Consider the following 26,552-nt stretch of genomic DNA (forward strand, 5'->3'; position numbering starts at 1 on the left):
ACGGCGCCGCTCGGGCCCCGAAAATACCGTCACCTGACCCACCGACCGCTCCAAAGCACACTCTTAAGAGCACGCTTAAGAGCGCTCGCTACCTACCCGCGCAAGGCGGCCCCCGCCGGATGGATACCCACCCGGACGACGACGGATGACTGCATCCGCATCGCGCTGCCGGACCTGAAGCGCCTCGACATGATCAAGCGGCACTGCATGAACCGCCGCACCCTGACGTGGACCAGCGACGGGCGCATCGTTGCGCAGCTCACGCTGGTCTCGGATGTGGACTGCCACGAGCCCTACCCATACCTCAAGATCACCGGCCACGCTCACGGCAGCCGGGTCGACTGCCTCGTGTGGCTCGACAACGCCCCCATGCGCTTCGGCGGCGAGCAGTGGTACGCGCTGTGCCCCCACACGGGCAGGCAATGCACCACGCTGGTGCTGCTGCCGGGCAAGACGCACTTCGCGTCCGTGCGCGGCTGGGGCGTGGCCTACGGCTCGCAGCGGGAGTGCGAGGTGCGCCGGGCCTACCGCGCCATCGACAAGGCCTCCCGCCGCCTGCGGGGGCTGTCCAAGTACGCACGCAAGCCGACGCGCGAGCGGCTGAAGGCGAGGCTGTTGGCAAAGCACCTCTTGGTGGAGGATGGGCTGGACCGGCTGGCGCGTGGGATTTGGTGAGCCTGCAACACGCTGCTGCTGTGGCCAGTAAACTCTAACCATGGGCGGCTCGAAAAATGATGCCGCATCACTGCCATCGATTGACGTGCCGGAATGCAGCCATGCCATTCTAAAACATGGTTAATGTAACCAAAGTATCACATCTCTCCTGTTGGTCATGTGCAGAGTGGTTGGTAAGCGTTTGCGAGTCGCGCCCAGCCTTTTTTGCAAGGGCACGGATAATGAGCAATCTCTACAAATTCATCGTCAGCGGTACGGCTATCCAGCAGTTTGAGTTTGACGACGGCACCTGGAAGCCGGAAGATCTGCACCGCAACGAGACGATCACCATCGACCCTGTGACGCTTGATGTCGTTGTGACCTCGACTTTCGAGACCTTTACCAAAGTCGAAACCTACGGCCAAACGCCGGATATGACTGACGACGCATCGGTCTACCTGCGCACCAGCCGAGTGTTTACCTCGCGCGATGGCACGGTCATCCCAAGCAGCTCGGGCGGTAGCGAGAGCGGTGACGACCATGGCGGCGGCAATGGTGGCAACGGCAGCGACGACCTCTACAAGTTCGAGATCAGCGGCACGACCGTGGCGGGTTTCGAGTTCGATGATGGCGCTTGGAAGCCTGAGCATCTGCGCCGCAACCAGACTATCAGCGTTGATCCCGCAACTCAGAACGTCGTGATCACCTCGACCTTTGAAACCTTCATCAAGGTGGAAACCTACAGCCAGACCCCGGACGTTGCTGACGACGCGTCGCTCTATGTGCGCACAAGCCGGGTGTTCACTGCTCTCGATGGCACGGCTCTGCCTACCGACCCGCGCGACAGCAGCCGCGATGAAGCCCGCGACGGAACTAGCGGTAAGGATCGTTTTGACGGCGGTCGTGGCAATGACCGTTTGGACGGCGGTGATGGCAACGACAAAATTGGCGGCGACGAAGGTGATGACGACCTTATTGGCGGCAACGGCAACGACACGATTGCAGGCGGCGCAGGTTTGGATGTGATCACCGGAGATGACGGCAACGACAAGCTCGGCGGCGGCGCGGACGATGATGTGATTGATGGCGGCGCTGGAAAGGATAGCGTAACCGGCGGTACAGGCGATGATACGCTTAACGGCGGGAGTGGTAGCGACGGAATCAAAGGCGGATCCGGTGAGGATGATATCAATGGCGACGACGGCGACGACACTTTGGGCGGCGACGACGGCGACGACACGTTGCTGGGCGGCCTTGGCAACGACAAGCTCGACGGCGGCAAGGGCAACGACCATCTGCTTGCCGGTGAGGATGCTGGCAACGACAAGCTCGGCGGTGGCGCCGGAGAGGACGTAGTTGATTACTCCGCTGCTAGCACCGGCTTGACCATCGATCTCGGCATCGGTGTTGCCTTCGGAACTAGCACTACTGCCGCTTCAGGCGCCGACAAGCTCATGGGCATCGAAGATGTACTTGGCAGCACGTTCGATGACGTGATCATCGGAAGCAAGGACAGCAATAAGCTGGCCGGTGGTGACGGCAACGACACGCTGACCGGCAGCAAGGGTGCGGATACGCTGACCGGCGGCGCAGGCAGCGACGTGTTCGCCTTCACCAGCGTTAAAGACAGTGATCTCAAGAAGACCGACGTGATCACCGACTTCACCGCAGGCGCAGACAGCATTAACTTGTCGGCAATCGACGCTGTAAAGGGCGTGTCCGGCAGCGCTTTCACCTTCTCCAACGCAGCGCCGGTCGAAGGCGAAGCGGCGGGTGTCGTTTGGTTCAATTCCGCGACGCACACGCTGTACGCAAGTATTAACGCCGACGCCAAGGCGGAAATCGCGATCTCCCTTACCGCCGTGGACGCGGTCACCGCTGCCGATCTGGTGCTTTGATCTAAAGTGACGGGGTTTTGTGCCCCGTCACCCTTGCGATCGCGTGACCTGCCACAAAACCTTCTTCCAGCTCTGATTGGGCTCGCTGAGGTTAGAGTTACCACTCGCAGCGGGAGTGTGAGGTGCACCGGGCCTACTGGGCCATCGACAAGGCCACCAGCCGCCTGCGGTGGCTGTTCAAGTACACCCGCAAGCCGACGCGCGAGCGGCTGAAGGCGAGGCTGTTGGCGAAGCACCTCTTGGTGGAGGAGGAGCTGGACCGGCTGGCTCGCCGGAGCTGGTGACCTGCGTTTCGTCTGTAAACGACCAGTGCACGAACCCGCTCCGCGGGAGTGTCGCTTGGGGTGATGTAGCGTAGTATTGTTCAGGCTTTGCGAGCGGCGATGTCGCCTTGCGACCGTGGAGTTCCTTCAACGGAAAGGAACTCACCATGGATGCCATCACTTCCCCGACCCCGAACAATTCTCTGCGCGAGCGTATGTTGCAGGACATGACGATGCGTGGGTTCGGGGAGCACACGCAGAAGGACTACATCCGCCATGTTCGGCGCTTCGCTACCTTTCTCGGCAAGCCCCCTGATTTCGCCACTGTTGAAGACCTCCGGCGCTTTCAGATTGATCAGCATGAACGCGCCGTTGGTCCGGCAACAATCAATGGGGCCGTATCTGCACTGCGTTTCCTGTTCGGTATAACCCTCAAGCGCCCGGAGATGGCGCTGGGGCTTGTCGTCATGCATTACGCGCCCAAGTTGCGGGTGGTTTTGAGCGTCGAGGAGACAGCGCGGCTGCTCGAGGCTGCGCCAGGCATCAAATACAAAGCAGCCCTCAGCGTTGCCTATGGCGCGGGCCTGCGCGTCTCGGAGGTTGCCCACCTCAAGGTCGATGACATCGACAGCACCCGGATGATGATCCGCGTCGAGCAGGGCAAGGGACGCAAGGATCGCAACGCCATGCTCTCACCGCACCTGCTGGACTTGCTTCGTCAATGGTGGCGCGAAGGCAAGCGGCGGGGAGTGATGTTGCCACATGGCTGGCTTTTCCCCGGCCGCAACGGCACGGATCCGGTCTCAGCGCGCCAGTTGCACCGCGTCGTGCAGGAAGCGGCAGAGCGCGCCGAGATCCACAAGCGGGTAAGCCCGCACACATTGCGGCATTCGTTCGCCACTCACCTGCTCGAGCAGGGTGTCGATATCCGCGTCATCCAGGTCCTGCTGGGACACGTGAACATCAACACGACAGGCATCTATACTCAGGTTTCGAGCAAGACCATGCGGGCGGTGGCCAGTCCGCTCGACCAGATCGTTGCCGTGATGGAAGGTAGGGCCCCTCCCGGTTGAACCGGTGGGCACCTCACTCGAGGTCGCCGATATCTTCCGTAGCGCCGGGCCCGCTTACCGTGCGGCCCAGGCCGGGCATCTCAGCCTCGGCCAGCTCAAGGTCATGACGGGCATCGAGAATTGCCGCACAGCTGCGCTGGGCGGTCACGTTGAGGCCTGCGATGACTGCGGGCACTGGCGTATCGCCTACAACTCCTGCCGCAACCGGCATTGTCCCAAGTGCCAGGGCGCCGCCGCACGCACCTGGCTGGCCGCACGCGAGGCCGATCTGTTGCCGGTTGGCTACTTCCACGTCGTCTTCACGCTGCCCGCCGAGATCGCGGATATCGCGTGGCAGAACAAGGCGGTGGTCTATGACCTACTGTTCCGCGCAGCTGCGGACACGATTCTGACCATCGGCGCCGATCCCAAGCACCTCGGTGCGCGGATCGGCATCACCGCTGTCTTGCACACGTGGGGATCGGCACTGACCCACCACCCGCATGTGCACATGATCGTGCCCGGCGGTGGCATCGCGCTGGACGGAACGCGCTGGATCTCGTCTCGCGCAGCCTTCCTGCTGCCGGTGCGCGTGTTGGGCGCGTTGTTCCGTCGGCTGTTCCTCACTCGCCTGTTGGCATCGTTCGATGCCGGCAAGCTGACCTTCTTCAGCACCTTGGCGGGCCTCGCGACACGCAAGGCCTTCCTGCGGCATCTGTCACCGATCCGAAAGAAGCGCTGGGTGGTCTATGCCAAGCCGCCATTCGCTGGGCCGCAGGCGGTGTTGGCCTATCTCTCGCGCTACACGCACCGGGTTGCCATCTCGAACCGGCGGCTTCTCGGCTTCGACGAGGGCGGCGTGACGTTCAGCTACAAGAACTACCGCCGCGATGGTGCTGAACGCCAGCAGGTCATGACGCTGGCGACGAACGAGTTCATCCGCCGCTTCCTGATCCACGTCCTTCCGCGCGGCTTCCACCGCATCCGGCATTATGGCCTGCTCGCCAGTTCAACGCGCAAGGACACCATGGCGCTCGTCCGCAGGCTGCTGGCCGTCGCTGCACCGCTTGAGGAGCCCGAACCCGACGAGCTGCCCGATCATCGCCCGCCATGCCCATGTTGCGGCGGGCACAGGACCATCATCGAAACCTTCGCCCGCTGGTGCCAACCGCGCGCACCACCAGCGCCACCACTATCGGCCCGGAGAAACGCGCCATGATCCGGCATGGCTCGCCCTGTACGACGGTCGGCCTCATATTGTTCCGGCCGATGACCCAGCGCGTGCCCATCCCGGAATTGAACAGGGCGCAGCGCACACTGACACTCAAAACCAATGCCGCTCGTAGTCTGACCCCGCACAAAGTCGCGTTGATCCGGCCAGAGCTGACACTTCCGGATCGGCAGCGCTTACCCGCCAGAACCATCCCAAAGCCTATTTACCCATAGACCAGCGCGTGGGGCCCGCGGGTTCCTGCACTGGAGGCTTTCGTACGCAAGCGCCCGAAACCCTTCACAACTTATGACGTTCCCCGGTCCGTGCGTGAATGGCCTCTCCTGCGAGAACCCGCCATTTCCATTCCATTGGGCGGCCCGGCAGCCGTGCGTCCCAATTGTTGTCGTTTCAAACTCGTGTTGGTGTTCTAAACCTGACTGTCAATTCGCGTGTGAACACGTGATACGCATGACCCTCGCACTACCAAGCCTGCTGGCGTCCAGAAAGTCTGCCTTTGAACTCTTCCCGGATGGTTCGAACGACTGATTTGGTCGGGATCGGCCTAAATAGAGGCGGGCCTTCCCCCGTCGATCACCTTCGACTGCGCTTCTTCGCTGCGCGCCGCGAGCAGATACATCACCGGCGTGATTATCCGGCTGAGCAAGGTGGAACTGACCAGGCCGCCTATGATCACCCATGCAAGCGGTGAGTAAAGCGCGCTGCCGCCGAGCGCGAGCGGCAACAGCCCGCCGATCGCGGTCACCGAGGTCAACAGAACCGGCAGGAAGCGGATTTCGCCCGCTTTCTCGATGGCCTCGCGCAGCGGCAACCCGCGGTTGCGCAATTGCGTGGTGAAATCGACGAGCAGGATCGAATTCTTGATCTCGATCCCGATCAACGCAACGAAGCCGATGATCGCCAGGAACGACATCGAATTGCCGGTCAGCAGCAGCGCGACAAGCCCGCCGAACGTGCCCAGCGGGACGACGCCAGCGACCACGATGGTTTCGCGAAAACGCCCGAATTCGAGGACCAGAACCCCGAAAATGCCGAACACGGCCAGCAAGATAACTGGGCCCAGCCCGGCGAAACTGCGCGTCGCCTGTTCGGCTTCGCCGCCAAGCCCGAACCGGTATCCGCTAGGCAGGGGGATGTTCGCCAGCTGCTTCTGCACATCGGTCGCCAGCGCTGATGCCAGATAGCCGTCCCGATTGTATGCGCGGACGGTGACGGTGCGCTGAAGCTTTAGGCGGGTGATGATTGGGATCGTGCTTTGCAGAGTTGGTTGGGCAATCTGTGCCAAGGGAATACTTCCGCCCGCCATCGTCGGTACATAGACCTGACCGAGCGCCGAGACCAGCTGACCGTTGCCCATCGGCAAGCGCACTACGACCGGCCAACTATCACCCTCTTCATCGCGCAAGGTGCTGGCTTGCTCGCCCGAGATCGCAAGGCGCAGCGCGCGGCGCGGCTCGCCCGGAGCAACGCCAAGCAGCGCCGCCTTGCCTCCATCGAGCCCCAGATTCATGTCGACCCGGTCATAGGCAACCGGATTGTCGATGTCGCGGAGGCCCTCGATCCGGCCGAGTTGCCCGGCGACTTGCGCGGCGAGCGACTTCAGAACGCGCATATCGGGCCCGCTGATCCGCACCGCCAGCGGCGCTTCGACCGGAGGGCCATTCTCGAAGCGGATCACGCTCACCCGCGCATCGGGATAGGCATCCAGCCTTGCGCGCAGCCGCCGGATCATTTCCGGGCTCTTGTGCGTGTCCCACTCCTTCATGTTGACCAACACGTCGCCGTAACGCGGTTCCTCTTCGTGAGGCTGGATATTGTAATAGATCTGCGGGTTGCCGCGTCCGGCATTCTCCATGCGCGCCGTGATCGAGGGTTCGCGCGCCAGGATCGCCGATACGTCGCGCACCGCCTTGTCGGTTGCGGCAATCGTGCTTCCCTCGGGCGTTTCCACACGCACAAGGAAATAGGGCACATCGGCGACGGGGAAGAGGCTGAACCCCAGCAAGGGGATCAAGCCGAACGCTGCCATGCACAGGGCCATCGCGCCCCAGAACCAGCGGCGCGGCTGGTCAAGCGCGCGATGCAGCAGCGGTGCGTAGAAGCTGTTTATCAAGCCGGTCAGCCCGCGCAGAAGCCGGTTGCCCTCTGCCGCGTGGGGGCGCAGCAGCTTGCTGGCGACGAAGGGGATGAGGGTCAGCGACACGATCAGCGAACTGGCTACGGTGAAAATGACCGCGAGCGGCAAAGCGCGCACGAAATCGCCCGAGCCCTCGGGAAGAAAGGCAAGTGGCAGAAAGGCAAAGATCAGCACGCCGGTGGCGCCGGCAACCGCAGATGAAATCTCGCCCGCGCCGATGATGGCGGCGCTTTCTGGGGGATCGCCGTCGCGGATGTGCCGCTCGATGTTTTCGGTGACGACGATCGAATCGTCGACGAGCAGCCCGAGCGATATGATGAACCCTGAAATGCTGATCTGATTGAGCGTGTAGCCGCACAGGGCGAGGAGCAGGATGCCCATTGCCAGCGACAGGGGAATAGAAATCATCACGATCAGCGAGGGGCGCAGGCCCAGCGGAAGAATCGTGATCATCACCAGCGCCAGCGCAATGCCGAAATCGCGTGCCAGTTCACCCAGGCGGTGTGCGATGTCGCGGCTCTGGTCGAATGCCACTTCAAGCTTCATGTCTGGCGGCAAGTCGGCGCGAAAATCATCGACCGCTTTCACCAGGCCTTTGCGCAGCGTCCCGGCATCGACGCTATCCTTCTGGCGGATCGAAACCCACAGCGCGCGGTGCCCGTTGAAGCGCGCTATGTGCGTCTGTTCGGCCTCGGCCCAGCTTACCGTGGCAACATCGCCCACGGTCACGACCTGGCCCCCTACGGCGCGCGCAGGAATGCGCTGGATCGCCTCGATACTGCGATAGGCTCCCCCCGCCTGAATATTGAAGCGCCGACCCGTGGTGCTGACTGATCCTGCGGGCAAATCAATCCCGCCCTGGCGGATGGCGTTGGCGACGGCTGAAGCTGGAATGCGCGCTTCCGCCAACCGCCCGGCGTCAATTGCCACGCGCACTTCGGGCTGGGCCGCGCCATCGACCGCAACCGTGCGCACGCCCGGAACGACGTTCAGCCGTTCACGCAAGTCCTGCGCATATTTGGCCATGCGCCGCCAGGAACCAGTGTCGCTGACCAGTGCGACCTGCAGCACTGCGGCTTCCGTCGGACGCGGACGGCGAAACGCAATGCGGGCAATCCCCTGCGGCAACTGGTCGCGCGCGGACTGGACAACGCGCACGGTGCGATCGAGCGCCTGATCGGCATCGGTGCCGTGTTCGAAGTCGACCACGATGACGGCAATGCCCTCGCTTGAGGTTGAGCGGATCTCGCGGACATGATCGAGACCCTGCAGTGCTTCTTCGAGCGGCTTGGCAATCGTTTCTTCGACATCGGCGGCATCGGCGCCCGGCAGAACAACCGTTGTAACCGTCAGCGAAAAAGGGAAATGGGGATCGACCGAACGCGGAATGCCCAGCAAAGCGGATACACCGAGCACTGCCAGCAAGAGGAATCCGACAAGCGTTGCCTGCCAGCGCCGGACGGCCAAAGCAGTCAGGTTCACGTGCGCATCGTCATTTGGCAGCCCGAAGCGGTGCGATGACCATGCCGTCAGCTAGCCGGTCGATCCGCGAGGTCGCGACCCATTCACCGCGCCGGAGCCCGCCAGTCACGCGGATTGCGGTGTCGCCTGCCTCACCGATGCTGACCCGGCGCAGTTTGACCCGCTTGGTTACGGGGTCGGCGACATAAACAAACGCCTGCCCGGCGCGCGGTGCGAAAATGGCGGCGGGTGGGACGAGCAGCGACATCGTGCCAAGCCCGCTCGCGATGATCGACACCGTACCGATCTGGCCGGCGCGCAGCCGCGCATCGTCGGGCAAGCCGATTTCGACGACGTATGTCCCTGTTGTGCTGTCTGCCTTGCCGCCGATTTCGATCACGGCCCCGGCAAGCTCGACCCCGAGCGCGGAAAGCCGCACGGTTGCAGGAGCACCCACGCGCAACCGGGCTGCGTCGCGGTCGGCGAGCGGTAGGCGCAGCACACGGCCGCCGCTTGCTTCGCCGACGATCAAAACCGGGGTTCCGGCGGCAATGACTTGCCCGGGGTCAGTCAGCCGCGCCAGCACGACACCTGCACCTTGGGACACGATGGCTGCGTTGCGAGATTGAAAGCCGGCGCTGCGCAGGTTGGCTTCGGAAGATGCGAGCGTCGCCCGAGCCGTATCGACTCGCGGCCGTGTGACCCAGCCTTGTTCGAACAGCTTGACGCTGCGCGCATATTCCGCCGCAGCGCGCTCACGCTCAGCACGAGCGGCGGAGACACTTGCGGCTACCGTGGTTGTATCAAGCGCGGCAAGGAGTTGCCTGGGGCGCACGCTGTCCCCCTCGTTGACAGCGATCGTCACAATGCGTCCGGCAGTGGTGAAGCCTAGCGATGTCTCACGCCGCCAAGCAACTGTGCCGCTGGCGATGATTGCATCGGGGGCGGTCGTGCCGCCGACTTGCGCGATCCGGACTTGCGGGACTGCTGGGGTCACGGCTGTCGGTTGTTGTGCGCAGGCGGCGAGCACGCATGTCATCAACACCCCACAAGCGCGCTGCATTGACCTCCCCTTCTGATCGCTAAAGCGGTATCATGCGGGTAGCATTTTGCAACTGGTTCTTGGTTGTGAAGCCTCCACCCGATATCTCGAACTGTCCCCCGTCAGCACCAATGGCACAGATTTGAGGTTGTGATTTAAGGAGTGTTGGGGCTTCGTCGTAGTGACGAAGGAACGAAGATGAAGTCCCAACACTCCTTGAAAAAATCGCCTGCCAAGGCCCCTGCCGAGCGGGTGGTGAAGGACATCCGGCGGCAGACCCGGCGGCACTTCTCTGCCGAGGACAAGATCCGCATCGTGCTCGATGGGCTGACGGGGGACAGGTTGCTGGCTCGCGGTATCGCGCCAGGATGTTGAGGATCACCTCGTCGCTGGCGGCACCGGCATCGAGTGCCTCGCGGATCGCAGCCTCGACCGCTTCCAGGCCATCGGTCAGCACAGCGGCCAGAACGCGCACGAAGCGCCGGTCGGCCTCGTCACCGCTCCCCAGCTTGCGGCGCAGCCGCGTCAGTGCCGGCGGCAAGTCCCAGCCATGGAAGGGGGCACCCTTGCGCCAGGCGCCGGGCTTGTTGGCGAGGACGGGGAGATAATGCCAGGGATAGTAGATCGTCCGGTCACGGCCGAAGTGCCGGGCATGCTCGGCGATAACCTCATCGCCGAGGCGGACGACAATCCGGTCGGCATAGGCACGGACCTGGACGGCACGCCGTGCGGCCTTGGCCATGACAGAATAGCGGTAGCGGTCAAAGCTGATCAGGCAGGTCCCGGTCCGTATGGCGGCATGTTGTCTGCTTCGTTGGCGCAGGAGACTTGGCCCCAAATCGACCTGATGGAAAGCCGGGCCTCATGTTACCTCGCTTCGCTCCTGCAAAAGGCACCCCAGCTCTCCATGAGTTTCACACGCGCACCGGGCTGATCCTTCGTGCCAAGATATGTCGTACGTCGGTACGCCGCTTGCACGGCATCAGGCGTCTTGTGTGCCAACGCTGCCTCAACAACAGCATCTGGAATGCCCTCGTTGGCAGCCCAATCGGTGAACGTAGAGCGGAAGCCGTGGACATGGAGGGGTTCACTCATGTCGCGCAGCACCTTGAGGAGTGACATGTCTGACAATGGCTTTCCGCCAACTCCCGGAAAGACAACGTTGGTACCTGCCTGACGCAAAGCGTTAGCCTTGGCCAGAACCGCCATTGCTTCATCGCAAAGCGGGACCATGTGCGCCTTCGAGCGCTTCATGTGCTCGGCGGGAATGGTCCACAGCTTTCCATCGAGGTCAAACTCATCCCAAGTCGCACGCCGGACTTCCTGGGAGCGGGTTGCCGTAAGGATCAACAACTCCAACGCCAGTCGCCCATAGGTAGGCTTTCGGCGCAGCGCGACGAGGAAACTCGGCAACTCGACATAGGGCATCGCCTTACGATTCTCGCGCTGCTTGATCTGCTTGGGCAGACCGCGTCCTGCTTTGAGGCTGCCACTTCCCGAAGGCGCCTCTGTCGAGCGCCACCCCTTGGCGTGTGCGTAGTCCAGCACGGTACAAATCCTGTTCCGTACGTGTCGGGCTGTATCGGGGATTTCCTGCCAGATCGGGTTCAACACCGAGATGATGTCTGCGGACGTTATGCTGCCAGTCGGTTTCTTACCCAGCTTCGGGAACACGTAGTTTTCGAGGCTCGCTAGCCATTGGCGTTTGTAGATCGCACTCTTCCAAGACGCTTCATTCTCGCGGTGATACTGCAATGCGGCCTCACGGAAGGTCACCTTGGCCGCAGCCTCGTCCTTCTTTTCGGTAAGGATATCGCGCTTGTCGACTTTAGAGACCTTGCGAAGCTCGCTTGCTCGCATGCGAGCCTCTGCGAGCGAAACAAGTTTCGCACTGCCCAGCCCGATGTCCTGACGCTTGCCATCGCGCTGTAGACGCAGAAGCCAATAGGCACCGCCTCGCTTGTCGATCTTCAGAAACAACCCATCGCCGTCCTGGTAGGTTCCCGGAGTCGACATGGCTGCCTTGACCGCAAGAGCTGTGAGATTGCCCACGATTTACCCCCACATTCTCTCCCCACACATCGGGGAAGCAAAAGTGTGGGGGTAAGTCATTCACCCCCACGTTACCCCCACATTACCCCCACACTTGGGCTTGGCTGCACGCAAATAAGTGTGGCGTCATGCGGACGGTAGATGCGAGAATATGCCCAGAATTACTGGACTTCTAGGGCTTTTCGGGGATCTCTGTGGAGAGTCTGGTGGTGGACAGGGGTGGATTCGAACCACCGTACGCTCTCGCGGGCAGATTTACAGTCTGCTGCCATTAACCACTCGGCCACCTGTCCACACCAGTGTTGCCGGTGCGGGGGCGAACCCCCGATTTTGCTGCGCTTCGTTGAAAAAGCACCGCGCCCGGCCGAGTGAGGCGCTCCTTTGGCGAAGCGCTGAGCGCCTGTCAATGGTCCACCTGTCAATAGTCTTGCCTGTCCTCGGGGCGGCTGGCATGGGCCAAGCGACACTTTGCCAGCATGGAAAGCCAAGCGATGCCCAAGCGCGACGAAAATACCGGACGCAGCAAGCCGATGCGCGGCCGCGCGGGGCGAATGCAGGGCGGGCGCGGATCGGGCCGGGCCTCAACCGGCGCGGTGCGGCTCTGGGGCCGCCATGCGGTCGAGGCGGCACTGACCAATCCGGCGCGCGTCGCGAAAAAGCTGTGGGGCACGCGCGAAGCGATTCAGGCGCTGCTGGATGACAACGATGCCGACCTGCCCCCCACGCTGCCGGTCGAATATGCCCAGGCGCTCGATCTGGCACGGCTTGTCGCGCGCGATGCGCCGCATCAGGGCCTGGTGCTGGAATGCCTCGCGCTCGATGATGTCGCCCTGCCCGATATTCTGGAGGAGGCAGAGGGCCGCACGCTGGTGATCCTCGATTCGGTCACCGATCCGCACAATGTCGGTGCCATCCTGCGCAGCTGCGCCGCTTTCGATGTCGCCGCGCTGATCACGCAGGATCGCAATGCTCCGCCCGAATCGGGCACGCTGGCAAAATCCGCCTCGGGCGCGCTCGAAGTCGTGCCGTGGGTGCGGGTCGTCAATCTCGCCCGCGCGCTCGAACAGATCGCGGAAGCCGGATACTGGCGGATCGGCCTCGATGGCGATGGCAGCGCGGTGTTCCCCTCGGCACTCCCCGCCGGCCCGGTCGCGCTCGTACTCGGCGCGGAGGGCGAAGGCCTGCGGCACAACGTGGCGCAGCACTGCGATTCCGTCGCGCGGCTGCCAATTGCTTCGGCCGTGGAAAGCCTGAATGTTTCCAATGCAGCAGCAATTGCACTCTATGCTGTCGCGACTCGGGGCGAGGCCGCCTGACCCAGCCGGCCCACGCCCCCGTGCAAAAGGGGATGGGCCATGATTGCCAACCGCAAGTTTGCCGCCGCGCTCGGTGCCGCCGCCATGCTTCTCGTGCTTGCAGGCTGCATGGTGCTGCCGGGGCGCTTCGCCAGCGATCTGGCGGTTCGCAAGGATGGCACGTTCACCTTCCACTACAAGGGCGAGATCGTGCTCGCCGCGCTGGCGGGCAATGGCTCCTCCGCCCGGACCGAAGACGAAAGCGAAGCGCCGGTTTTCGAACAGCAGCCGTGCACCGATCCCGCGACGGACGAGACGCACGATTGCACGGCCGCTGAAATCGCCCAGCAGCGCGCGAAGTGGAACGACGAGCAGAAGGAACGCAAGGCGACCAAGGCCGCCCAGGACGCCCAGAACCGCAAGATGATGCAATCCATGATGGGCGGCATCGATCCTGATGATCCCAAGGCCGCAGAAGCCTTTGCCCAGCGCCTCGCCCGCCAGCAGGGCTTCGCCTCGGTGGTCAGCAAGGGCAAGGGCAAGTTCGAGGTGGACTATACGATCTCGGGCCGGCTCGACCACGATTTCACCTTCCCCACGATCGAGCGCCTGCCGATGGTCATGCCGTTCGTATCGGTGATCCGCCGCGCGGATGGCTCGGTGCGGGTGGATGCGCCAGCCTTCAGCACGGCGGCGTCCAACCCGGTCATGCCCGGACTTGCCGGGATGGCAGGCGCAATGGGGGGAATGAAGGCCACTTCCAAATCGGGCGCCAAATCCGGCAGCGACGGCCCGCCGATTGCCGAGGGCACCTTCACCGTGCGCACCGACGGCCAGATCCTTGCCAACAACACCGATGAAGGCCCGCAAACCGAAGCGGCCGGGGGCCTCACCCGGCTCGATTGGAAGGTGGACATGCGCACCGCTTCAGCACCCACAGCGCTGATCAAGCTGGCGAAATAGGACGCCAAAACAAAAACGCCGCACCGGTTTCCCGGCGCGGCGTTTTTGGTGCAAGGCGCGCGCAGCCTGCGAAAGGCCCCGCGCTGCTTGTGCTGGTTTAGTTGACCGCGTCCTTCAGGCCCTTGCCGGCCTTGAACTTCGGCTGCGACGAAGCCTTGATCGACATCGGTTCACCGGTGCGCGGGTTGCGTCCGGTAGAAGCCTTGCGCTTGGCGACAGAGAAAGTCCCGAAACCAACGAGGCGCACTTCATCACCCTTGGCCAGCGCACCGGTAACGCTGTCGAACACGGCTTCAACCGCCTTCGTCGCGTCACCCTTCGAAAGGCCGCTTGCATCGGCCACTGCGCTGATCAGATCGTTCTTGTTCATTGCGAAACCCCCATTGGCTTTTATGCAAACATCCGGCTGCCTGAATCGAAATTCTGGTAGCGGAAAGAGAGCCGAGAAAGAATCGGCTGTCAAAGCCAAAAGCGCCCGGAATCACCTTATTTCGCCGGGAATCCGGGCTGGTTGCGGCCGATGTGGGTCGACACCTAACCGTTACATCACGAATGAACCAAACGAACGTTAATGCTGCACCGCGGCAGTGCAGCATTGACGCTCATGCTGCACTGCCGGAGAAGGATGATCAGTGTGCGGTAGGCGTGGCCGCCCCGCCCCCCACTGCAGGCACCGGGCTGGCCGCCAGTTCGTCCGCTTCGGTCCACTCGATCGCCTCGATCGGCGCCGTCAGCGCGCGTGCGAGCACCTCGTCGACATGGCTTACCGGGATGATCTCCAGCCCTTCGCGGATGTTCGCCGGGATCTCGGCCAGATCCTTGCGGTTCTCCTCGGGGATCAGCACCGTCTTGATGCCGCCGCGAAGAGCAGCCAGCAGCTTTTCCTTGAGGCCGCCGATGGCCAGCACCCGCCCGCGCAGCGTGACCTCGCCGGTCATCGCCACATCTGCGCGCACCGGAATGCCGGTCAGCGTGGAGACCATCGCGGTCACCATGCCCACGCCCGCGCTCGGCCCGTCCTTGGGCACGGCGCCTTCGGGCAAGTGGATGTGCAAATCCTTGCGGTTGAAGATCGAAGGCTTGATGCCATAGCTCGGCCCGCGCGCCTTGACGAAGCTGAACGCCATCTGGACGCTCTCGCTCATCACTTCGCCCAGCTTGCCGGTCGTCTTGACCGCGCCCTTGCCGGGCACTGTCACGCTTTCGATCGTCAGCAGTTCGCCGCCGACTTCGGTCCAGGCCAGACCCGTCACCGCGCCGACCTGGTTCTCATCGTCGGACATGCCGTGGCGGAACTTGCGAACGCCAGCGAAGTCAGCGAGGTTTTCAGGGGTCACCGTGACGGCGGTGTCCTTCTTCTCCAGAATCCGCCGCAGCGCCTTGCGCGCCAGCCGCGCGATCTCGCGCTCCAGCGTGCGCACCCCGGCCTCGCGGGTGTAGTACCGGATCAGATCGCGAAGCGCGGCCTGCTCCAGCGTGAACTCGCCCGTCTTCAGCCCGTGCGCCTCGATCTGCTTGGCAATCAGGTGCCGCTCGGCGATCTCGACCTTCTCGTCCTCGGTATAGCCTTCCAGCCGGATGATCTCCATGCGGTCAAGCAGCGCCTGCGGGAGGTTGAGGCTGTTGGCCGTGCACACGAACATCACGTCCGAGAGGTCGATATCGAGTTCGAGGTAGTGATCCTGGAACTTCGAATTCTGCTCGGGATCGAGCACTTCCAGCAGCGCCGAAGCCGGATCGCCGCGGAAGTCCTGACCGAGCTTGTCGATCTCGTCGAGCAGGAACAGGGGGTTCGACGTGCCGGTCTTCTTGAGATTGGTCACGATCTTGCCCGGCAGCGAGCCGATGTAGGTGCGGCGGTGGCCGCGAATCTCGGCCTCGTCGCGCACGCCGCCGAGCGACTGGCGCACGAACTGCCGCCCGGTCGCCTTGGCGATCGACTTGCCGAGGCTGGTCTTGCCCACGCCCGGCGGGCCGACGAGGCACAGGATCGGCCCCTTCAGCTTGTTGGTGCGCGCCTGCACCGCGAGATACTCGATGATGCGGTCCTTGACCTTGTCGAGCGCATAGTGATCGGCATCGAGCACGGCCTGCGCCGCCGCAATGTCCTTCTTGAGCTTCGACTTCTTGCCCCAGGGCAGGCCGAGCAGCACATCGAGGTAATTGCGGATGACAGTCGCTTCCGCGCTCATCGGCTGCATCGTGCGCAGCTTCTTGAGCTCGGCGGTCGCCTTGGTGCGCGCTTCCTTGGAAAGCTTGAGCGTCTCGATCTTCGCGGCCAGCTCGGCCAGCTCGTTACCTTCGCCGTCATCGCCGCCGCCCAGTTCGGACTGGATCGCCTTCAACTGCTCGTTGAGGTAATATTCGCGCTGGGTTTTTTCCATCTGGCGCTTCACGCGGCCACGGATCTTGCGCTCCACTTGCAGCACGCCAAGCTCGCCTTCCATGAAGGAAAGCACCATTTCGAGCCGCTTCATCGGATCGGCTTCACCCAGCAGCGCCTGCTTTTCCGCGACGCGGGCGGCAAGGTTTGCCGCGACGGCATCCGCCAGCTTGCCGGCATCGTCGATATCGCCCAGCTGCGCTCCCGCATCCTGTGGCAGCTTCTTGGAAAGCTTGGCATATTCGCCGAACTGATCGACGACCGAGCGCATCATGCCCGATATTTCCGCGCCGGATGCCACTTCAGGCTCAATCAGCGCGACTTCGGCCAGCACCAGTTCGCCCTCGGTCACCGTCTCGACCGAAAGCGTCTTCAGTTCGGCGCGCTGCTGCCCTTCGACGAGCACGCGCACGGTGCCATCGGGCAGCTTCAGCAGCTGGAGCACCGTGGCGACCACGCCGGTATCATAAAGATCGTCGCGGTCAGGATCGTCGCAGCCCGGATCGAGCTGGGCGAGGAGGAAGATTTCCTTCGAGCCCGCCATCGCGGTTTCCAGCGCGGCAACCGATTTCTCGCGGCCGACAAACAGCGGCACGACCATGCCGGGAAACACGACGATGTCGCGCAAGGGAAGCAGGGGGTATTGAGCCATGTTCACCAGTTCCATTCCCGCTGCGCCGAAAGCCGGATCGCAGCGTCTTGCATTCGAATATGGGTGCCCACCTACCCGTCCGCAATGGCCCCTTGTACCGGGGTTGTGGAGTACCCCTTCGCAGCCGCAACCCCATCAAGCCCTATCGCAAAGAACGCCTGCGAGCCGCTGCGATAAAGCCCCTGATCAGGGGATCGGCTGCACCACCGGCTCCGAAATGAACACGGGCTGCGGCGGTGATGGCGGCGGTGACGGGGGCGGGGGCGATGCAGGCGGCGCCGACTCCGCAACAGGTGCGGGGACTGGCTGGGATGCAGCATCCGGTGTGACAGCCGCATCTGCCGCCTTGTCATCCGCCTCGATCACCCGCGTCTCGGCCGATGAAATGGCCCCGGCTGCATCGCCAATCGGCCGCGCGAACGGCCCGTAGCGCACCTGACCCTTCACCAGCGGCCCGCGCCCGTGGAGCGCCTCGATCTGATCGAAACGCGATTGCAGGTAGACGCGGCGATAGGTCGAATAAGGATCGGCGGCCTTGCGCAAGCGCCGGAAGTCCTCGTCCGCCTCGTTGCGATAATCGAGCGAATCCACAATGTTGATCGGGATCGCGTACCACGCCTTGTTGAACGGCGTGCCCACCGCCAGCGGCAGCGCCAGCCGGTCCACCACCAGACCGAACAAGTCGCGCACCGTCGTTGGCCCCACCAGCGGCAGGAACAGGTAAGGCCCCGGCCCGACGCCGTAATAGCCCAGCACATTGGCCAGGCCGTTCTGGCGATAGGGCAGGTTGAAGGGCTTGCTGCGCGCAACGTCGATCGTGCCAGCGAGACCCACAGTCGAATTGATACCGAAGCGGCCCACGGTCTCGAAGGCCTTGCCCGGCTTGATCTCCAGCAGATAGGCCACGGCGACCACCGGTTCGCGCAAGTTGCGGATGAAATTGCGCAAGGCCATCCGTGCCGGGCGCGGCACCGCCTTCTGATAGCCCTCCGCCACCGGCCCGACGAACGCATCGTCGACCGATTGCAGCACGTCGTAGCTTTTCTCGTTGACCTTCGCGAGCGGGTCTTCGGCTGGCGCCTTGATCAATCCTGACACCACAATCTCGCCCGGCAATGGCGGCAGTGCGTCCTGTGCAGGAGCAGCGGACGCCGCCTCCGGAGCAGCAACGGGAGCCGGACCATCGGCAGGCGGGGCGCTGGCCATCGCGGCGGCAGCAAGCAAGACAAATGCGCTCAGGGGAAAACGACCTTTATGGAGCGCACCGCGCAAGGCAGCCGCTCGTTCAGATTATGTGACGAATTGTTATAGCGCCTGTGTCCCCCGGGCGCCAGACCGCCGCGCGCACTGCGCGCGGCAGAACGCCCGCTCAGAACGGCAGCTTGAAGCCCGGCGGAATGCCTGCCGCCATCTGCACTTTCTGCATTTCCTCTGCGGCAGCGGCATCGGCGCGCTGGCGGCAATCGTTGAACGCGGCGGCGATGAGGTCTTCGAGAATGCCCTTCTCGGCCTTATCGATCAGGCTGTCATCAATCGCCACGCCGATGACGCGGCCTTTGGCCGAGGCCTTGATCCGGACGAGCCCGCCGCCCGCCACGCCTTCAACCTCGATCTGATCGAGCTTGCCTTGCGCGTCTTCCATCTGCTTCTGGATGGTTTGCGCGGCGGCCTGTGCGGCCTGGATCATCTCTTCCATCGACTTCATGCGCGTCTGCTCCAAGGTTTGCGATTCTCGGCCGATATAGTGCTTTCGTCGATCATTTCAGCCCCCGGAAACGCGGCAAAGGCCGCGCGCACCAAAGGGTCCTCGCGCAGCGCTGCTTCCTCACGCGCTGCCGCCGCCGCGCGGGCTTCTTCAAGGCTGGGCATGGCGGCGGCGGAATCGCTGCTGCGCTCCACCTGCCAATGCCCGCCTGTCGCGCCTTCAAGGCCGCGCCGCATGTCCGCCGTCGGATCACCCGCAATGCCCGGCGCAAGCGCATAAACGAGGTGCCCGGGCTTCAGCGAGACCACCTTCACCGAAAGCCGCATGGCTGAGCCGATCAGCGGCGAAATCTGCTCGATCTGCTCGACCAGCCCGGCCCACTGCGCCAGCACGGCCTCCGGGCTGGGCGGTGCGGCGGAAACCGGCGCGGCAGAACCGGCTGGCGCCACTGCCTGCGCCGCTGGCGGGTTGGCCGCAAAGGCCTCCAGCTGCTTGATGAGGCCGCCAGGGTCCGGCAGGTCCGCCGCGTGCATCACGCGCAGCAGCGCCATCTGCGCCGCAACCAGCGGATCGGGCGCGCCGCGCACTTCCTCATAGCCCTTGAGCAGCAGCTGCCACAGCCGGTGCAGCGCCCCGGCACCCAGCTTCTTCGCCCAGCCTTCCAGCGCGTCGCGCTCCTCGGTGGACCGCGCATCCGCCGCGCCCGAAATCTGCGCCACGGTGATCTTGTGCACCAGATCGAGCTGCGCGCGCATCATCGCGGCCGGTTCGATCCCCAGCGCGAACTGGCTCGCCACTTCCTCCAGCACGCCATCACCCTTGCCGCCGATCACCGCGCCAAACAGGCGGCGCTGCATCGTTTTGTCAGCAAGGCCCAGCATTTCGCGGACCTGCTCGGCGGTTACATCCCCGCCAGAATCCCCGTCACTGGCCATATCGGCATGGCTGATCGCCTGATCGAGGATGGAGAGCCCATCGCGCACCGAACCTTCGGCCGCCGCCGCGATCATCGCCAGCGCCTCGTCTTCGGCCTTCACGCCCTCGGCCTCGCACACCGCGGCGAAATGCGCGGCCAGCACCGGCGTCTGGATGCGCCGCAAGTCAAACCGCTGGCAGCGCGAAAGCACCGTGACTGGCAGCTTGTCGACTTCGGTCGTCGCAAACAGGAACTTCACGTGCGCGGGCGGCTCTTCCAGCGTTTTCAGCAGCGCATTGAAGGCGTTGCGCGAAAGCATGTGGACTTCGTCGATGATGTAGATCTTGAAGCGCGCCGAAACCGCCGCATAGCGCACCGCCTCGATGATCTCGCGCACGTCGTCGACGCCGGTGTGGCTTGCCGCGTCCATCTCGATCACGTCGATATGCCGCCCCTCGGCAATCGCGACGCAAGGCTCGCACACTCCGCACGGATCGATCGTCGGCCCGCCCTGCCCGTCCGGCCCGATGCAATTGAGCGCCTTGGAAATCAGGCGCGCGGTGGAAGTCTTGCCCACCCCGCGCACGCCGGTCATCAAAAAGGCATGGGCCAGCCGCCCGCGCCGGATCGCGTTGCCCAGCGTCTGGACCATCGCGTCCTGCCCGATGAGCTGGCCAAACGTCTGCGGGCGGTACTTGCGCGCCAGCACGCGGTAGGGCTGGCCGGAAGGTGCCGGAGCGGGGGCGGGCTCTGCAACCGCGACCGGAGTTGGAGGCGGCGCCCGCTCTTCGCGCACCGCTTCGACCACTGCATCGGCCACTGGGGTCGGCGCAGGTGCGGGATCGCCGAACATCGAGGCCTGCCCCGCCGCTTCAAGCTCCGCCGCCGTAGGGGCTGCTACTTCGGGCGCGCCCGTATCCTCGTCGCCCACGGGATCGCCAAACATGTCGGTGGAATCGGCCATGTCCCCTGATTAGGCGCTCAAGCGCCAATTGTCGAAGCCCTCGGACACAGCTTGCCGGGGATTGACAGACAGGTTGCAGAATGAAACCCTCCTTGCATGAGCAAGATCACCCCCGGCCGCATGACCGCCGCCCATCAGGGCTCCGTCGTCGTCTTCCTGATCGGCATGCGGATCAATCACTTCCACAAGGTGGGCAAGTGGCTCCCCGTGCTGCGCGCGATGGGGCCGATGCTGGAAGAGCTTCACCAAGACCCCGACAGCGGCTTCCTCGGCAGCGAGTTCATGCTGCGCAACCTGCGCACCGTCGTCCTCGTGCAATACTGGCGCGATTTCGACAGTCTGGAGGCTTATGCCCGCGCGCGCGGGCGGAAGCACTGGCCCGCATGGACCGCGTTCAACAAGGCGGTGGGCAACGATGGCACCGTTGGCATTTTCCACGAGACTTACGTCGTGCCCGAACACGGCAGCGAGACGATTTATGCCAACATGGTGCCCTTCGGCCTCGGCAAAGTCAGCGGCACGGTGCCCGCCACGGGATCACGCAACGAGGCGCGCTCGCGGATGAAAGGCATTACCGAAGGGGATTGAAGGAGCCGGGCGACCCGCCGCACATCGTTGTGGCTGCTTCCTTCCGGACCTGACCAGGTTGGCGACAGCAAACGTCCGCCCGACTCCCGCGGCGCATATGGCGAGGCCCGACGGAAAAAGCAATCCTCTCCAGATCCTCCCCGTTTTTGCGAAGCACAAAGGGGGAGGTGGCAGCCCGCAGGGCTGACGGAGGGGTAAGCCCTAGCGAAAATTGTCCGCGTAGCTCTGCAGCTTCAGCCGCTTGGGCGGCACCGGGCTGACATGCGCGGCGATGCCATACTTATCGGCATAGGCCTTGGCCTCGTCTGCCGAAGCGAACGTGAGCACAACCTGCACTTGCGTATCGCCGGAACCGGCCCAGCCCATCAGCGGATCGGGCTTGCGCGCCTCAGCGGGCGCAAATTCGAGCACCCACTGATCGGTGCGGGACTTGCCCGATTGCATGGCGTTCTTCGGGCGCTGATAGATGCGTGCAGTCATGCGTGCCCCATGGCCCCGAATCGGCTTTGAAATCAAGTGCGGGTTGGCGCGAAACAGAGCGCAACAGCGCAGCCCCGGCGATCTACCGCTTCCCGGCCTGAAACGCGTTCTTGGTCCGCAAACTCGCCTCTTCCTCCCACGGCGAGTCCGGCCAGCGGTGCCGGGGGTAGCGGCCCTTCATGTCCTTCACCACATCGCGCCACGATCCGCGCCAGAAGCCCGGCAGGTCCGCCGTTGTCTGGATCGGCTTCTGCCCCGGCGAAGTGAGCGAGAGCAGCAAGGGCCGGGCCGTTCCGCTTTGGAGATCGCCAATCATCGGATGCTTGTCCAAACCGAACAGCGCCTGCACCCGCAGCTCGACCGCCGGGCCGCCCTCGTGCCCATAATCGATGGCATGGTTCGTCCCGGCTGGCGAGGCAAACTCCGCCGGTGCCAGCCGGTCGAGCATGCTCCGCGCATTCCAGTCCAGCCGGGCGAGCAGCGCCTCGTGCAACTTGCCCGCGCCGATCTGGAAATCGCGCCGCCCCGCCATCAGCGGCCCCAGCCAGTCCTCAGCCTCGGCCAGCAAGGCCTCTTCGGACAGTGCGGCCAGCCCGGCGTACCGCGCCCGCTCGATCAGCGCCAAGGCCTTGTCCCCCAGCGGCAGAAGCGCGAGCCCTTCGGCCCGCAGCCGCTCCAGCAGCAAGGCTTCCACCGCCGCAGCAGGGGGCGCAGGATCGGGCACCCGCGCCAGCACCACCGCCCCCAGCCGCCGCTCCAGCCGCGCCTCGACCCGCGCCTCTGCCGCATTCCATGTCAGCGCATGGCGCGCCTCGATCCGGTGCGTCAGGTGCCGCGTCACCTCGACTTCATCCAAAGCCAGCGCCGCCGTGATCCGCGCGCCCTTGGCTTCGCCCTGCGCATCGCCGATGACCAGCCACGCCGAGCGGACCAGCGAACTCGCCGGATCGAGCCGATAGCCGCGCCCGCCGGACGCCAGCCATTCTTCCCCGCTGCTCCCTCGCGCCCGCGCGATCCGGTCCGGGAAAGCCTCCGCCAGCAGCACGCCCAGCGGCACCTCAGGCCCTCGCTCTGCGCCAAGCTCGCGGGCTGCCCGCTCCGCCGCCTTGGCCCAGCGCTCCGCCAGTTTGCGCGAAGCCTCCGCCCGTCCGCCCCGTTCACGCTGCCACCGCTCCAGCCGCGCCGCCAGATCCTCGCCACGCCCACCCAGCCCGCGCTCCTGCAGCAGCAAGGCCAGCCGCGCCGCGTCCTCAGCCTGCCTGCGCGCGGCGGCAAACAGCAGCATATGCGCCAAGGCGGGCTCCATCGGCAGCGATGCCATCGCCTGCCCATGCGCCGTGATCTGGCCCCCAGAGTCATTGGCATCATCGAGCGCCCCCAGCGCCGCCAAGGCCCCCCGCGCCGCCGCCATCGCCGCAGCTGGGGGTGGATCGATCCACGCCATCGCCGCCGGATCGCCAGCGCCCCACTGCGCCAAAGTCAGCGCCAGCGGGGTGAGATCGCTGGTCAGGATTTCCGGCGGATCGAACGCCTCGCGCCCCGGATGCGCCGCCTCTTCCCAAAGGCGATACGCCACGCCCGGCCCCTGCCGCGCCGCCCGGCCCGCGCGCTGAGCCGCCGATGCCTGGCTGGCGCGCACCGTCACCAGCCGCGAAATGCCCGCCGCCTTGTCAAACTCCGACCGCCGCGAAAGCCCCGCGTCGATCACGATCCGCACGCCGTCCAAGGTCAGCGAGGTTTCGGCAATGCTCGTCGCCAGGACCACCCGCCGCCGCCCCCCAGCATCGCGCCGGATCGCCGCGCGCTGGCCCGCAGGCTCCACTTGCCCATGCAGCGGCAGCACCAGCGCCTGCGGCAGGCGCTCTGCGAGGAGATCCGCACACCGCTCGATCTGTGCCACGCCGGGCAGGAACGCGAGAATATCGCCCTCCGCTTCGCCCCATGCCTGCACCACCGCGCTTGCGGCGGCCTGTTCGGGCTTCAGATCGGGCCGCGAACCCAGCCAGCGCAGCGCCAGCGGATGCGCCTTCCCTTCACTCTCCACCACCGGGCAATTCCCCAGCAGCCGGGCAAACCGCGCGCCGTCCAACGTGGCAGACATCACGACCAGCCGCAGATCATCGCGCAGCACGCTCTGCGCCTCGATGGCCAGCGCCAGCGCCAGATCGCTCCCCAGCCCGCGCTCGTGCGCTTCGTCGAACAGCACGGCGGAAATGCCGGAAAGTTCCGGATCGGCGAGCAGTGCGGAAACGAAAATCGCCTCGGTCATCACCACGATGCGCGTGCGCGGGCCGCGCTTGGCATCGAGCCGGGTGACATAGCCCACCGTCTCGCCCGCAGCCTCGCCCAGCAGCTCCGCCATCCGCTCCGCCGCCGCACGCGCCGCCACGCGCCGGGGCGAAAGCACGATCACCTGCCCCGTGCACCAGCCCTCGCCGATCAGCGCCGGTGCCACCGCCGTCGTCTTGCCCGCCCCCGGCGGCGCGATCAGCACGGCGGAAGGCTGCGCGCGCAAGGCAGCCAGCAATTCGGGCAGCACGGCATGGATGGGAAGGTTGCTCACACCTGATGCCCTAAGCACCCTGCGCGAGGGCCGCAATCCATGCTAGGCCCTATTCCATGAGAACACGCGGATGAGGACCAGCATCGAAATTGTCGTGGCGCTCCTCACCAGCCTGCTGGCCAGCGGCTTTGCCATCGCCGGGCTCATCGCCGTCGCCGCACTTCTGGCTGCCAGCGCTGTGTGGTGGCTGGTCCGACGCCACAACGGAGCCGATAGCCCCTAGCCAGCCATCCTCGCGCGCCATAGTCTGTGCGCAGGGAGACCAGGGCTTGAACGACGAGATCACCACCGAACCGGCACTTGCGGCCAAGACAGGCCCCGTGCGTCTCGCCATAGGCTTTGCGCAAGGGCTCGCCGCGTGGTTGCTGCTGGAACTCGTCTGGTCGGGTTTCTCGGAATTTACCGGCCCCAGAAAGGCCGAGCTCGAGATGTACTGGAGCGCGCGCCACCCCATCGCCTTCGCCGCACTTACGCTGGTAACCGCCTTCATTCCCGTCATTGCGCTCGCCGAAATCGGCCGCATGCCGTGGCGCCGTCTCGGGCTCTATCTCGCCGCGACCACGGGGGCGCTTATCCTGCTCACCGTCTACGACATCACCCGCGATCCAATCGAGAACGGCGGCCTGATCCCCCGCATCTGGCCTTCCGCCACGCTGATCTTCTGCGGCGGAATCATGCTGTTTATCGTCAACCAGTTGCTGGAATTCCGCGAGACCGGCGCGCGGTTCTACACGCACTACAGCCTGCATTTCGAAGAGAGCTGGATGCGCGCATTCCAGTTCATGCTCTCGCTCGTGTTCGTCGGCCTCGTCTGGGCGGTCCTGCTGCTCGGCGCGGCATTGTTTGATCTCATCCACATTTCCGCGCTCAGTACACTGCTGGAGAAGAACTGGTTCCGCTGCCCCGTGCTCGGCATGGCGTTTGCTGCCTCGGTCCATATCACCGATGTGCGCCCCCCCCTGCTGCGCGGGATGCGTAATCTTGGCCTCACCTTGCTCGGCTGGCTGCTGCCGCTCGTCACGGTGCTCGCCGCCGCGTTCCTCCTCGCGCTGCTGGTAGTCGGGGTCGAACCCCTGTGGAGCACGCGCCGCGCCGCCTCGCTCCTGCTCACCGCTGCGTCCGTGATCCTCGTGCTGCTCAATGCCGCATACAAGGATGGCGACCCGGCCCACGCCCCGCCTGCAGTGCTGCGCTGGGCAGGCCGCCTTGCCGGGCCGGTCATGCTCGCGCTCGCGCTCCTCGCGTCATGGGCCATCCTGCTGCGTATCGGCCAATATGGCTGGACGGCGCAGCGCGTGCAGTCCGCCGCCACCGCTGCGATAGCCTTGCTTTATGGCGCGGGCTATGCGTGGGCGAGTGCCGACCGGACCACGTGGCTAAAGCGCCTCGAACGCGTCAACGTCACTGCCAGCTTCGCCATGCTTGCGGTGCTGGGCGCGCTGCTCACCCCGCTGGCCGATCCGGACCGCATCGCCGTCACCAGCCAGGTCGCCCGCCTCCACGCCGGCAAGGTCACGCCGGAAAAGTTCGATTACGCGCTCCTGCGCTTCCAGACCGGCCGCGTCGGCACCGAAGCCCTCGCCGCGCTTGCCAAGGATTCCAACCCCGAAATCGCCGCCCGCGCCAAGCGCGCGCAGGCCAGCAAGGACCGCTACAACTACGGCGGAGAACCCGATCCCGCCATTACCGAAGTGCCCTTCAGCCACGCCGCCATCTATCCCAAAGGCGCGGCCTTGCCGCAGGACTTCCGCGTGAAGGACTGGCAGGAAACCGCCAGTTTCGATGCGCCCTGCATGGAAAACGGCACCCCCTGCGATATCTTCGTCCTGCCCGGCAAGCCTGCGCCCACGCTGGTCATCCACCGCACCAATGCGCCATCCGGCGAAGACAGCGCCCCCGTCTACACCCGCGACGCGTCAGGCGATTGGCACCGCACAGGCACGCTCAACAACTTGCGTTGCCCTGCCGTCATCGCCGCACTGCGCGAAGGCAAAGCGGCACCGGTCCGCCCTCCATACGATGACCTGATGGCCGCTGGCATCCGGCTCGAGATGACGCCCGAACGCGGCTTCGGCCCCGATCCCTGCCCCGAACCACAGCCCAAGCCGCAGCCCGCACCCACGCCCAAGCCATCGGACGCCAACGCCCCCGCCCGCATGGGCCCCGCCTTCGGCAATCCCGGCCCGGGCTGAACGCGTCCCCACTTTCGCTAGCGGGACCTTCGTTTCAGTGGGCCACGCTTGACCACCCCGC

At 64.7% G+C, this 26,552-nt stretch carries 20 protein-coding genes, 1 tRNA gene, 1 other RNA gene and 2 pseudogenes; 11 read left to right on the forward strand and 13 right to left on the reverse strand.

Annotated features, from left to right (window positions below; all coding sequences use genetic code 11):
* The 5 genes from CFE35_RS20455 to CFE35_RS20475 all read left to right on the forward strand — a co-directional run.
* A partial coding sequence (locus CFE35_RS20455; protein ID WP_292933497.1) for a hypothetical protein occupies positions 1 to 675 on the forward strand: 675 nt, incomplete at its 5' end.
* 221 nt (positions 676 to 896) lie between these two features.
* Positions 897 to 2,552 carry a M10 family metallopeptidase C-terminal domain-containing protein gene (locus CFE35_RS20460; protein WP_292933498.1) on the forward strand — a complete coding sequence of 552 codons (1,656 nt, stop codon included), beginning with the start codon at positions 897 to 899 and terminating at the stop codon, positions 2,550 to 2,552.
* A gap of 122 nt (positions 2,553 to 2,674) precedes the next feature.
* Complete coding sequence (locus CFE35_RS20465; protein ID WP_292933500.1) at positions 2,675 to 2,836, forward strand: hypothetical protein; 162 nt, start codon at positions 2,675 to 2,677, stop codon at positions 2,834 to 2,836.
* Positions 2,837 to 2,982: 146 nt separating this feature from the next.
* Positions 2,983 to 3,888, forward strand: a complete 906-nt coding sequence (locus tag CFE35_RS20470; RefSeq protein ID WP_292933502.1) for a site-specific integrase — start codon at positions 2,983 to 2,985, stop codon at positions 3,886 to 3,888.
* Between the two features lie 4 nt (positions 3,889 to 3,892).
* The gene (locus CFE35_RS20475) at positions 3,893 to 5,086 is read left to right on the forward strand and encodes an IS91 family transposase (protein WP_292933504.1); all 1,194 of its coding nucleotides are present in this window, start codon (positions 3,893 to 3,895) and stop codon (positions 5,084 to 5,086) included.
* A 556-nt stretch (positions 5,087 to 5,642) separates the two neighbouring features.
* Here CFE35_RS20475 and CFE35_RS20480 read toward each other — a convergent pair.
* Positions 5,643 to 8,717: an efflux RND transporter permease subunit gene (locus tag CFE35_RS20480; RefSeq protein WP_292933506.1), complete on the reverse strand. Its 3,075-nt coding sequence runs from the start codon at positions 8,715 to 8,717 to the stop codon at positions 5,643 to 5,645.
* 10 nt (positions 8,718 to 8,727) lie between these two features.
* Positions 8,728 to 9,693 carry an efflux RND transporter periplasmic adaptor subunit gene (locus CFE35_RS20485; RefSeq protein WP_292933508.1) on the reverse strand — a complete coding sequence of 322 codons (966 nt, stop codon included), beginning with the start codon at positions 9,691 to 9,693 and terminating at the stop codon, positions 8,728 to 8,730.
* 243 nt (positions 9,694 to 9,936) lie between these two features.
* On the opposite strand from CFE35_RS20485, the pseudogene CFE35_RS20490 reads away from it, so the two are divergent.
* Positions 9,937 to 10,089 (forward strand): annotated as a pseudogene (locus CFE35_RS20490) (IS3 family transposase); the annotation flags it as partial.
* Here the strand turns inward: CFE35_RS20490 and CFE35_RS20495 are convergent.
* From CFE35_RS20495 to CFE35_RS20505, 3 genes and pseudogenes are all read right to left on the reverse strand, one after another.
* A pseudogene (locus CFE35_RS20495) lies at positions 10,085 to 10,543 on the reverse strand (IS21 family transposase); the annotation flags it as partial. The pseudogenes CFE35_RS20490 and CFE35_RS20495 sit on opposite strands and share 5 nt — an antisense overlap.
* A 62-nt stretch (positions 10,544 to 10,605) precedes the next feature.
* Complete coding sequence (locus CFE35_RS20500) at positions 10,606 to 11,790, reverse strand: site-specific integrase (protein WP_292933510.1); 1,185 nt, start codon at positions 11,788 to 11,790, stop codon at positions 10,606 to 10,608.
* A gap of 207 nt (positions 11,791 to 11,997) precedes the next feature.
* Positions 11,998 to 12,083: transfer RNA gene (locus tag CFE35_RS20505), tRNA-Tyr, on the reverse strand.
* Between the two features lie 198 nt (positions 12,084 to 12,281).
* On the opposite strand from CFE35_RS20505, the gene rlmB reads away from it, so the two are divergent.
* Together rlmB and CFE35_RS20515 are read left to right on the forward strand one after the other, a co-directional pair.
* Complete coding sequence (gene rlmB / locus CFE35_RS20510; protein WP_292933512.1) at positions 12,282 to 13,106, forward strand: 23S rRNA (guanosine(2251)-2'-O)-methyltransferase RlmB; 825 nt, start codon at positions 12,282 to 12,284, stop codon at positions 13,104 to 13,106.
* Positions 13,107 to 13,145: 39 nt separating this feature from the next.
* Positions 13,146 to 14,048 carry a hypothetical protein gene (locus CFE35_RS20515; RefSeq protein ID WP_292933514.1) on the forward strand — a complete coding sequence of 301 codons (903 nt, stop codon included), beginning with the start codon at positions 13,146 to 13,148 and terminating at the stop codon, positions 14,046 to 14,048.
* Between the two features lie 97 nt (positions 14,049 to 14,145).
* Here the strand turns inward: CFE35_RS20515 and CFE35_RS20520 are convergent, their stop codons facing one another.
* From CFE35_RS20520 to CFE35_RS20540, 5 genes are all read right to left on the reverse strand, one after another.
* Positions 14,146 to 14,418 (reverse strand): HU family DNA-binding protein, encoded by a 273-nt coding sequence (locus CFE35_RS20520; protein WP_292933516.1) that lies wholly within the window; start codon positions 14,416 to 14,418, stop codon positions 14,146 to 14,148.
* 259 nt (positions 14,419 to 14,677) lie between these two features.
* Positions 14,678 to 17,083 carry an endopeptidase La gene (gene lon, locus CFE35_RS20525; RefSeq protein ID WP_292933518.1) on the reverse strand — a complete coding sequence of 802 codons (2,406 nt, stop codon included), beginning with the start codon at positions 17,081 to 17,083 and terminating at the stop codon, positions 14,678 to 14,680.
* A gap of 186 nt (positions 17,084 to 17,269) precedes the next feature.
* Complete coding sequence (locus tag CFE35_RS20530) at positions 17,270 to 18,289, reverse strand: VacJ family lipoprotein (RefSeq protein ID WP_292933520.1); 1,020 nt, start codon at positions 18,287 to 18,289, stop codon at positions 17,270 to 17,272.
* A 163-nt stretch (positions 18,290 to 18,452) separates the two neighbouring features.
* A complete protein-coding gene (locus CFE35_RS20535) occupies positions 18,453 to 18,788 on the reverse strand; it encodes a YbaB/EbfC family nucleoid-associated protein (protein WP_292933521.1) in 336 nt (111 codons plus the stop codon).
* Positions 18,785 to 20,668: a DNA polymerase III subunit gamma/tau gene (locus tag CFE35_RS20540; protein WP_292933522.1), complete on the reverse strand. Its 1,884-nt coding sequence runs from the start codon at positions 20,666 to 20,668 to the stop codon at positions 18,785 to 18,787. The genes CFE35_RS20535 and CFE35_RS20540 overlap by 4 nt, the downstream gene beginning before the upstream one ends.
* A 96-nt stretch (positions 20,669 to 20,764) precedes the next feature.
* Between CFE35_RS20540 and CFE35_RS20545 the strand changes: the two genes are divergently transcribed.
* A complete protein-coding gene (locus CFE35_RS20545; protein WP_292933524.1) occupies positions 20,765 to 21,256 on the forward strand; it encodes a DUF4188 domain-containing protein in 492 nt (163 codons plus the stop codon).
* On the opposite strand, the gene ffs is transcribed toward CFE35_RS20545, so the two are convergent.
* The 3 genes from ffs to hrpB all read right to left on the reverse strand — a co-directional run bounded on the left by ffs (position 21,252) and on the right by hrpB (position 24,299).
* An RNA gene (ffs, locus tag CFE35_RS20550) (signal recognition particle sRNA small type) lies at positions 21,252 to 21,346 on the reverse strand. The genes CFE35_RS20545 and ffs overlap by 5 nt on opposite strands.
* 111 nt (positions 21,347 to 21,457) lie before the next feature.
* Entirely contained in the window at positions 21,458 to 21,736 is a 279-nt protein-coding gene (locus CFE35_RS20555; RefSeq protein WP_292933525.1) for an ETC complex I subunit, read from the reverse strand.
* A gap of 82 nt (positions 21,737 to 21,818) precedes the next feature.
* Complete coding sequence (gene hrpB, locus CFE35_RS20560) at positions 21,819 to 24,299, reverse strand: ATP-dependent helicase HrpB (protein ID WP_292933527.1); 2,481 nt, start codon at positions 24,297 to 24,299, stop codon at positions 21,819 to 21,821.
* Between the two features lie 70 nt (positions 24,300 to 24,369).
* On the opposite strand from hrpB, the gene CFE35_RS20565 reads away from it, so the two are divergent.
* Together CFE35_RS20565 and CFE35_RS20570 are read left to right on the forward strand one after the other, a co-directional pair.
* Positions 24,370 to 24,522 (forward strand): hypothetical protein, encoded by a 153-nt coding sequence (locus CFE35_RS20565; RefSeq protein WP_292933528.1) that lies wholly within the window; start codon positions 24,370 to 24,372, stop codon positions 24,520 to 24,522.
* A gap of 46 nt (positions 24,523 to 24,568) precedes the next feature.
* Positions 24,569 to 26,491, forward strand: coding sequence for a DUF4153 domain-containing protein (locus CFE35_RS20570; protein WP_292933529.1), 1,923 nt, complete (start codon positions 24,569 to 24,571; stop codon positions 26,489 to 26,491).
* Positions 26,492 to 26,552: the final 61 nt, after the last annotated feature.

This window comes from Novosphingobium sp. PASSN1 (assembly GCF_002278815.1).

Bases quoted from the DNA above. Each gene is read 5' to 3' on its own strand.
- rlmB (WP_292933512.1), top strand. From the start codon at position 12,282: ATGCCCAAGCGCGACGAAAATACCGGACGCAGCAAGCCGATGCGCGGC.
- CFE35_RS20555 (WP_292933525.1), bottom strand. From the start codon at position 21,736: ATGACTGCACGCATCTATCAGCGCCCGAAGAACGCCATGCAATCGGGC.
- CFE35_RS20540 (WP_292933522.1), bottom strand. From the start codon at position 20,668: ATGGCCGATTCCACCGACATGTTTGGCGATCCCGTGGGCGACGAGGAT.
- CFE35_RS20515 (WP_292933514.1), top strand. From the start codon at position 13,146: ATGATTGCCAACCGCAAGTTTGCCGCCGCGCTCGGTGCCGCCGCCATG.
- CFE35_RS20530 (WP_292933520.1), bottom strand. From the start codon at position 18,289: ATGGCCAGCGCCCCGCCTGCCGATGGTCCGGCTCCCGTTGCTGCTCCG.
- CFE35_RS20545 (WP_292933524.1), top strand. From the start codon at position 20,765: ATGAGCAAGATCACCCCCGGCCGCATGACCGCCGCCCATCAGGGCTCC.
- CFE35_RS20565 (WP_292933528.1), top strand. From the start codon at position 24,370: ATGAGGACCAGCATCGAAATTGTCGTGGCGCTCCTCACCAGCCTGCTG.
- CFE35_RS20535 (WP_292933521.1), bottom strand. From the start codon at position 18,788: ATGAAGTCGATGGAAGAGATGATCCAGGCCGCACAGGCCGCCGCGCAA.
- CFE35_RS20470 (WP_292933502.1), top strand. From the start codon at position 2,983: ATGGATGCCATCACTTCCCCGACCCCGAACAATTCTCTGCGCGAGCGT.
- CFE35_RS20520 (WP_292933516.1), bottom strand. From the start codon at position 14,418: ATGAACAAGAACGATCTGATCAGCGCAGTGGCCGATGCAAGCGGCCTT.
- CFE35_RS20460 (WP_292933498.1), top strand. From the start codon at position 897: ATGAGCAATCTCTACAAATTCATCGTCAGCGGTACGGCTATCCAGCAG.
- lon (WP_292933518.1), bottom strand. From the start codon at position 17,083: ATGGCTCAATACCCCCTGCTTCCCTTGCGCGACATCGTCGTGTTTCCC.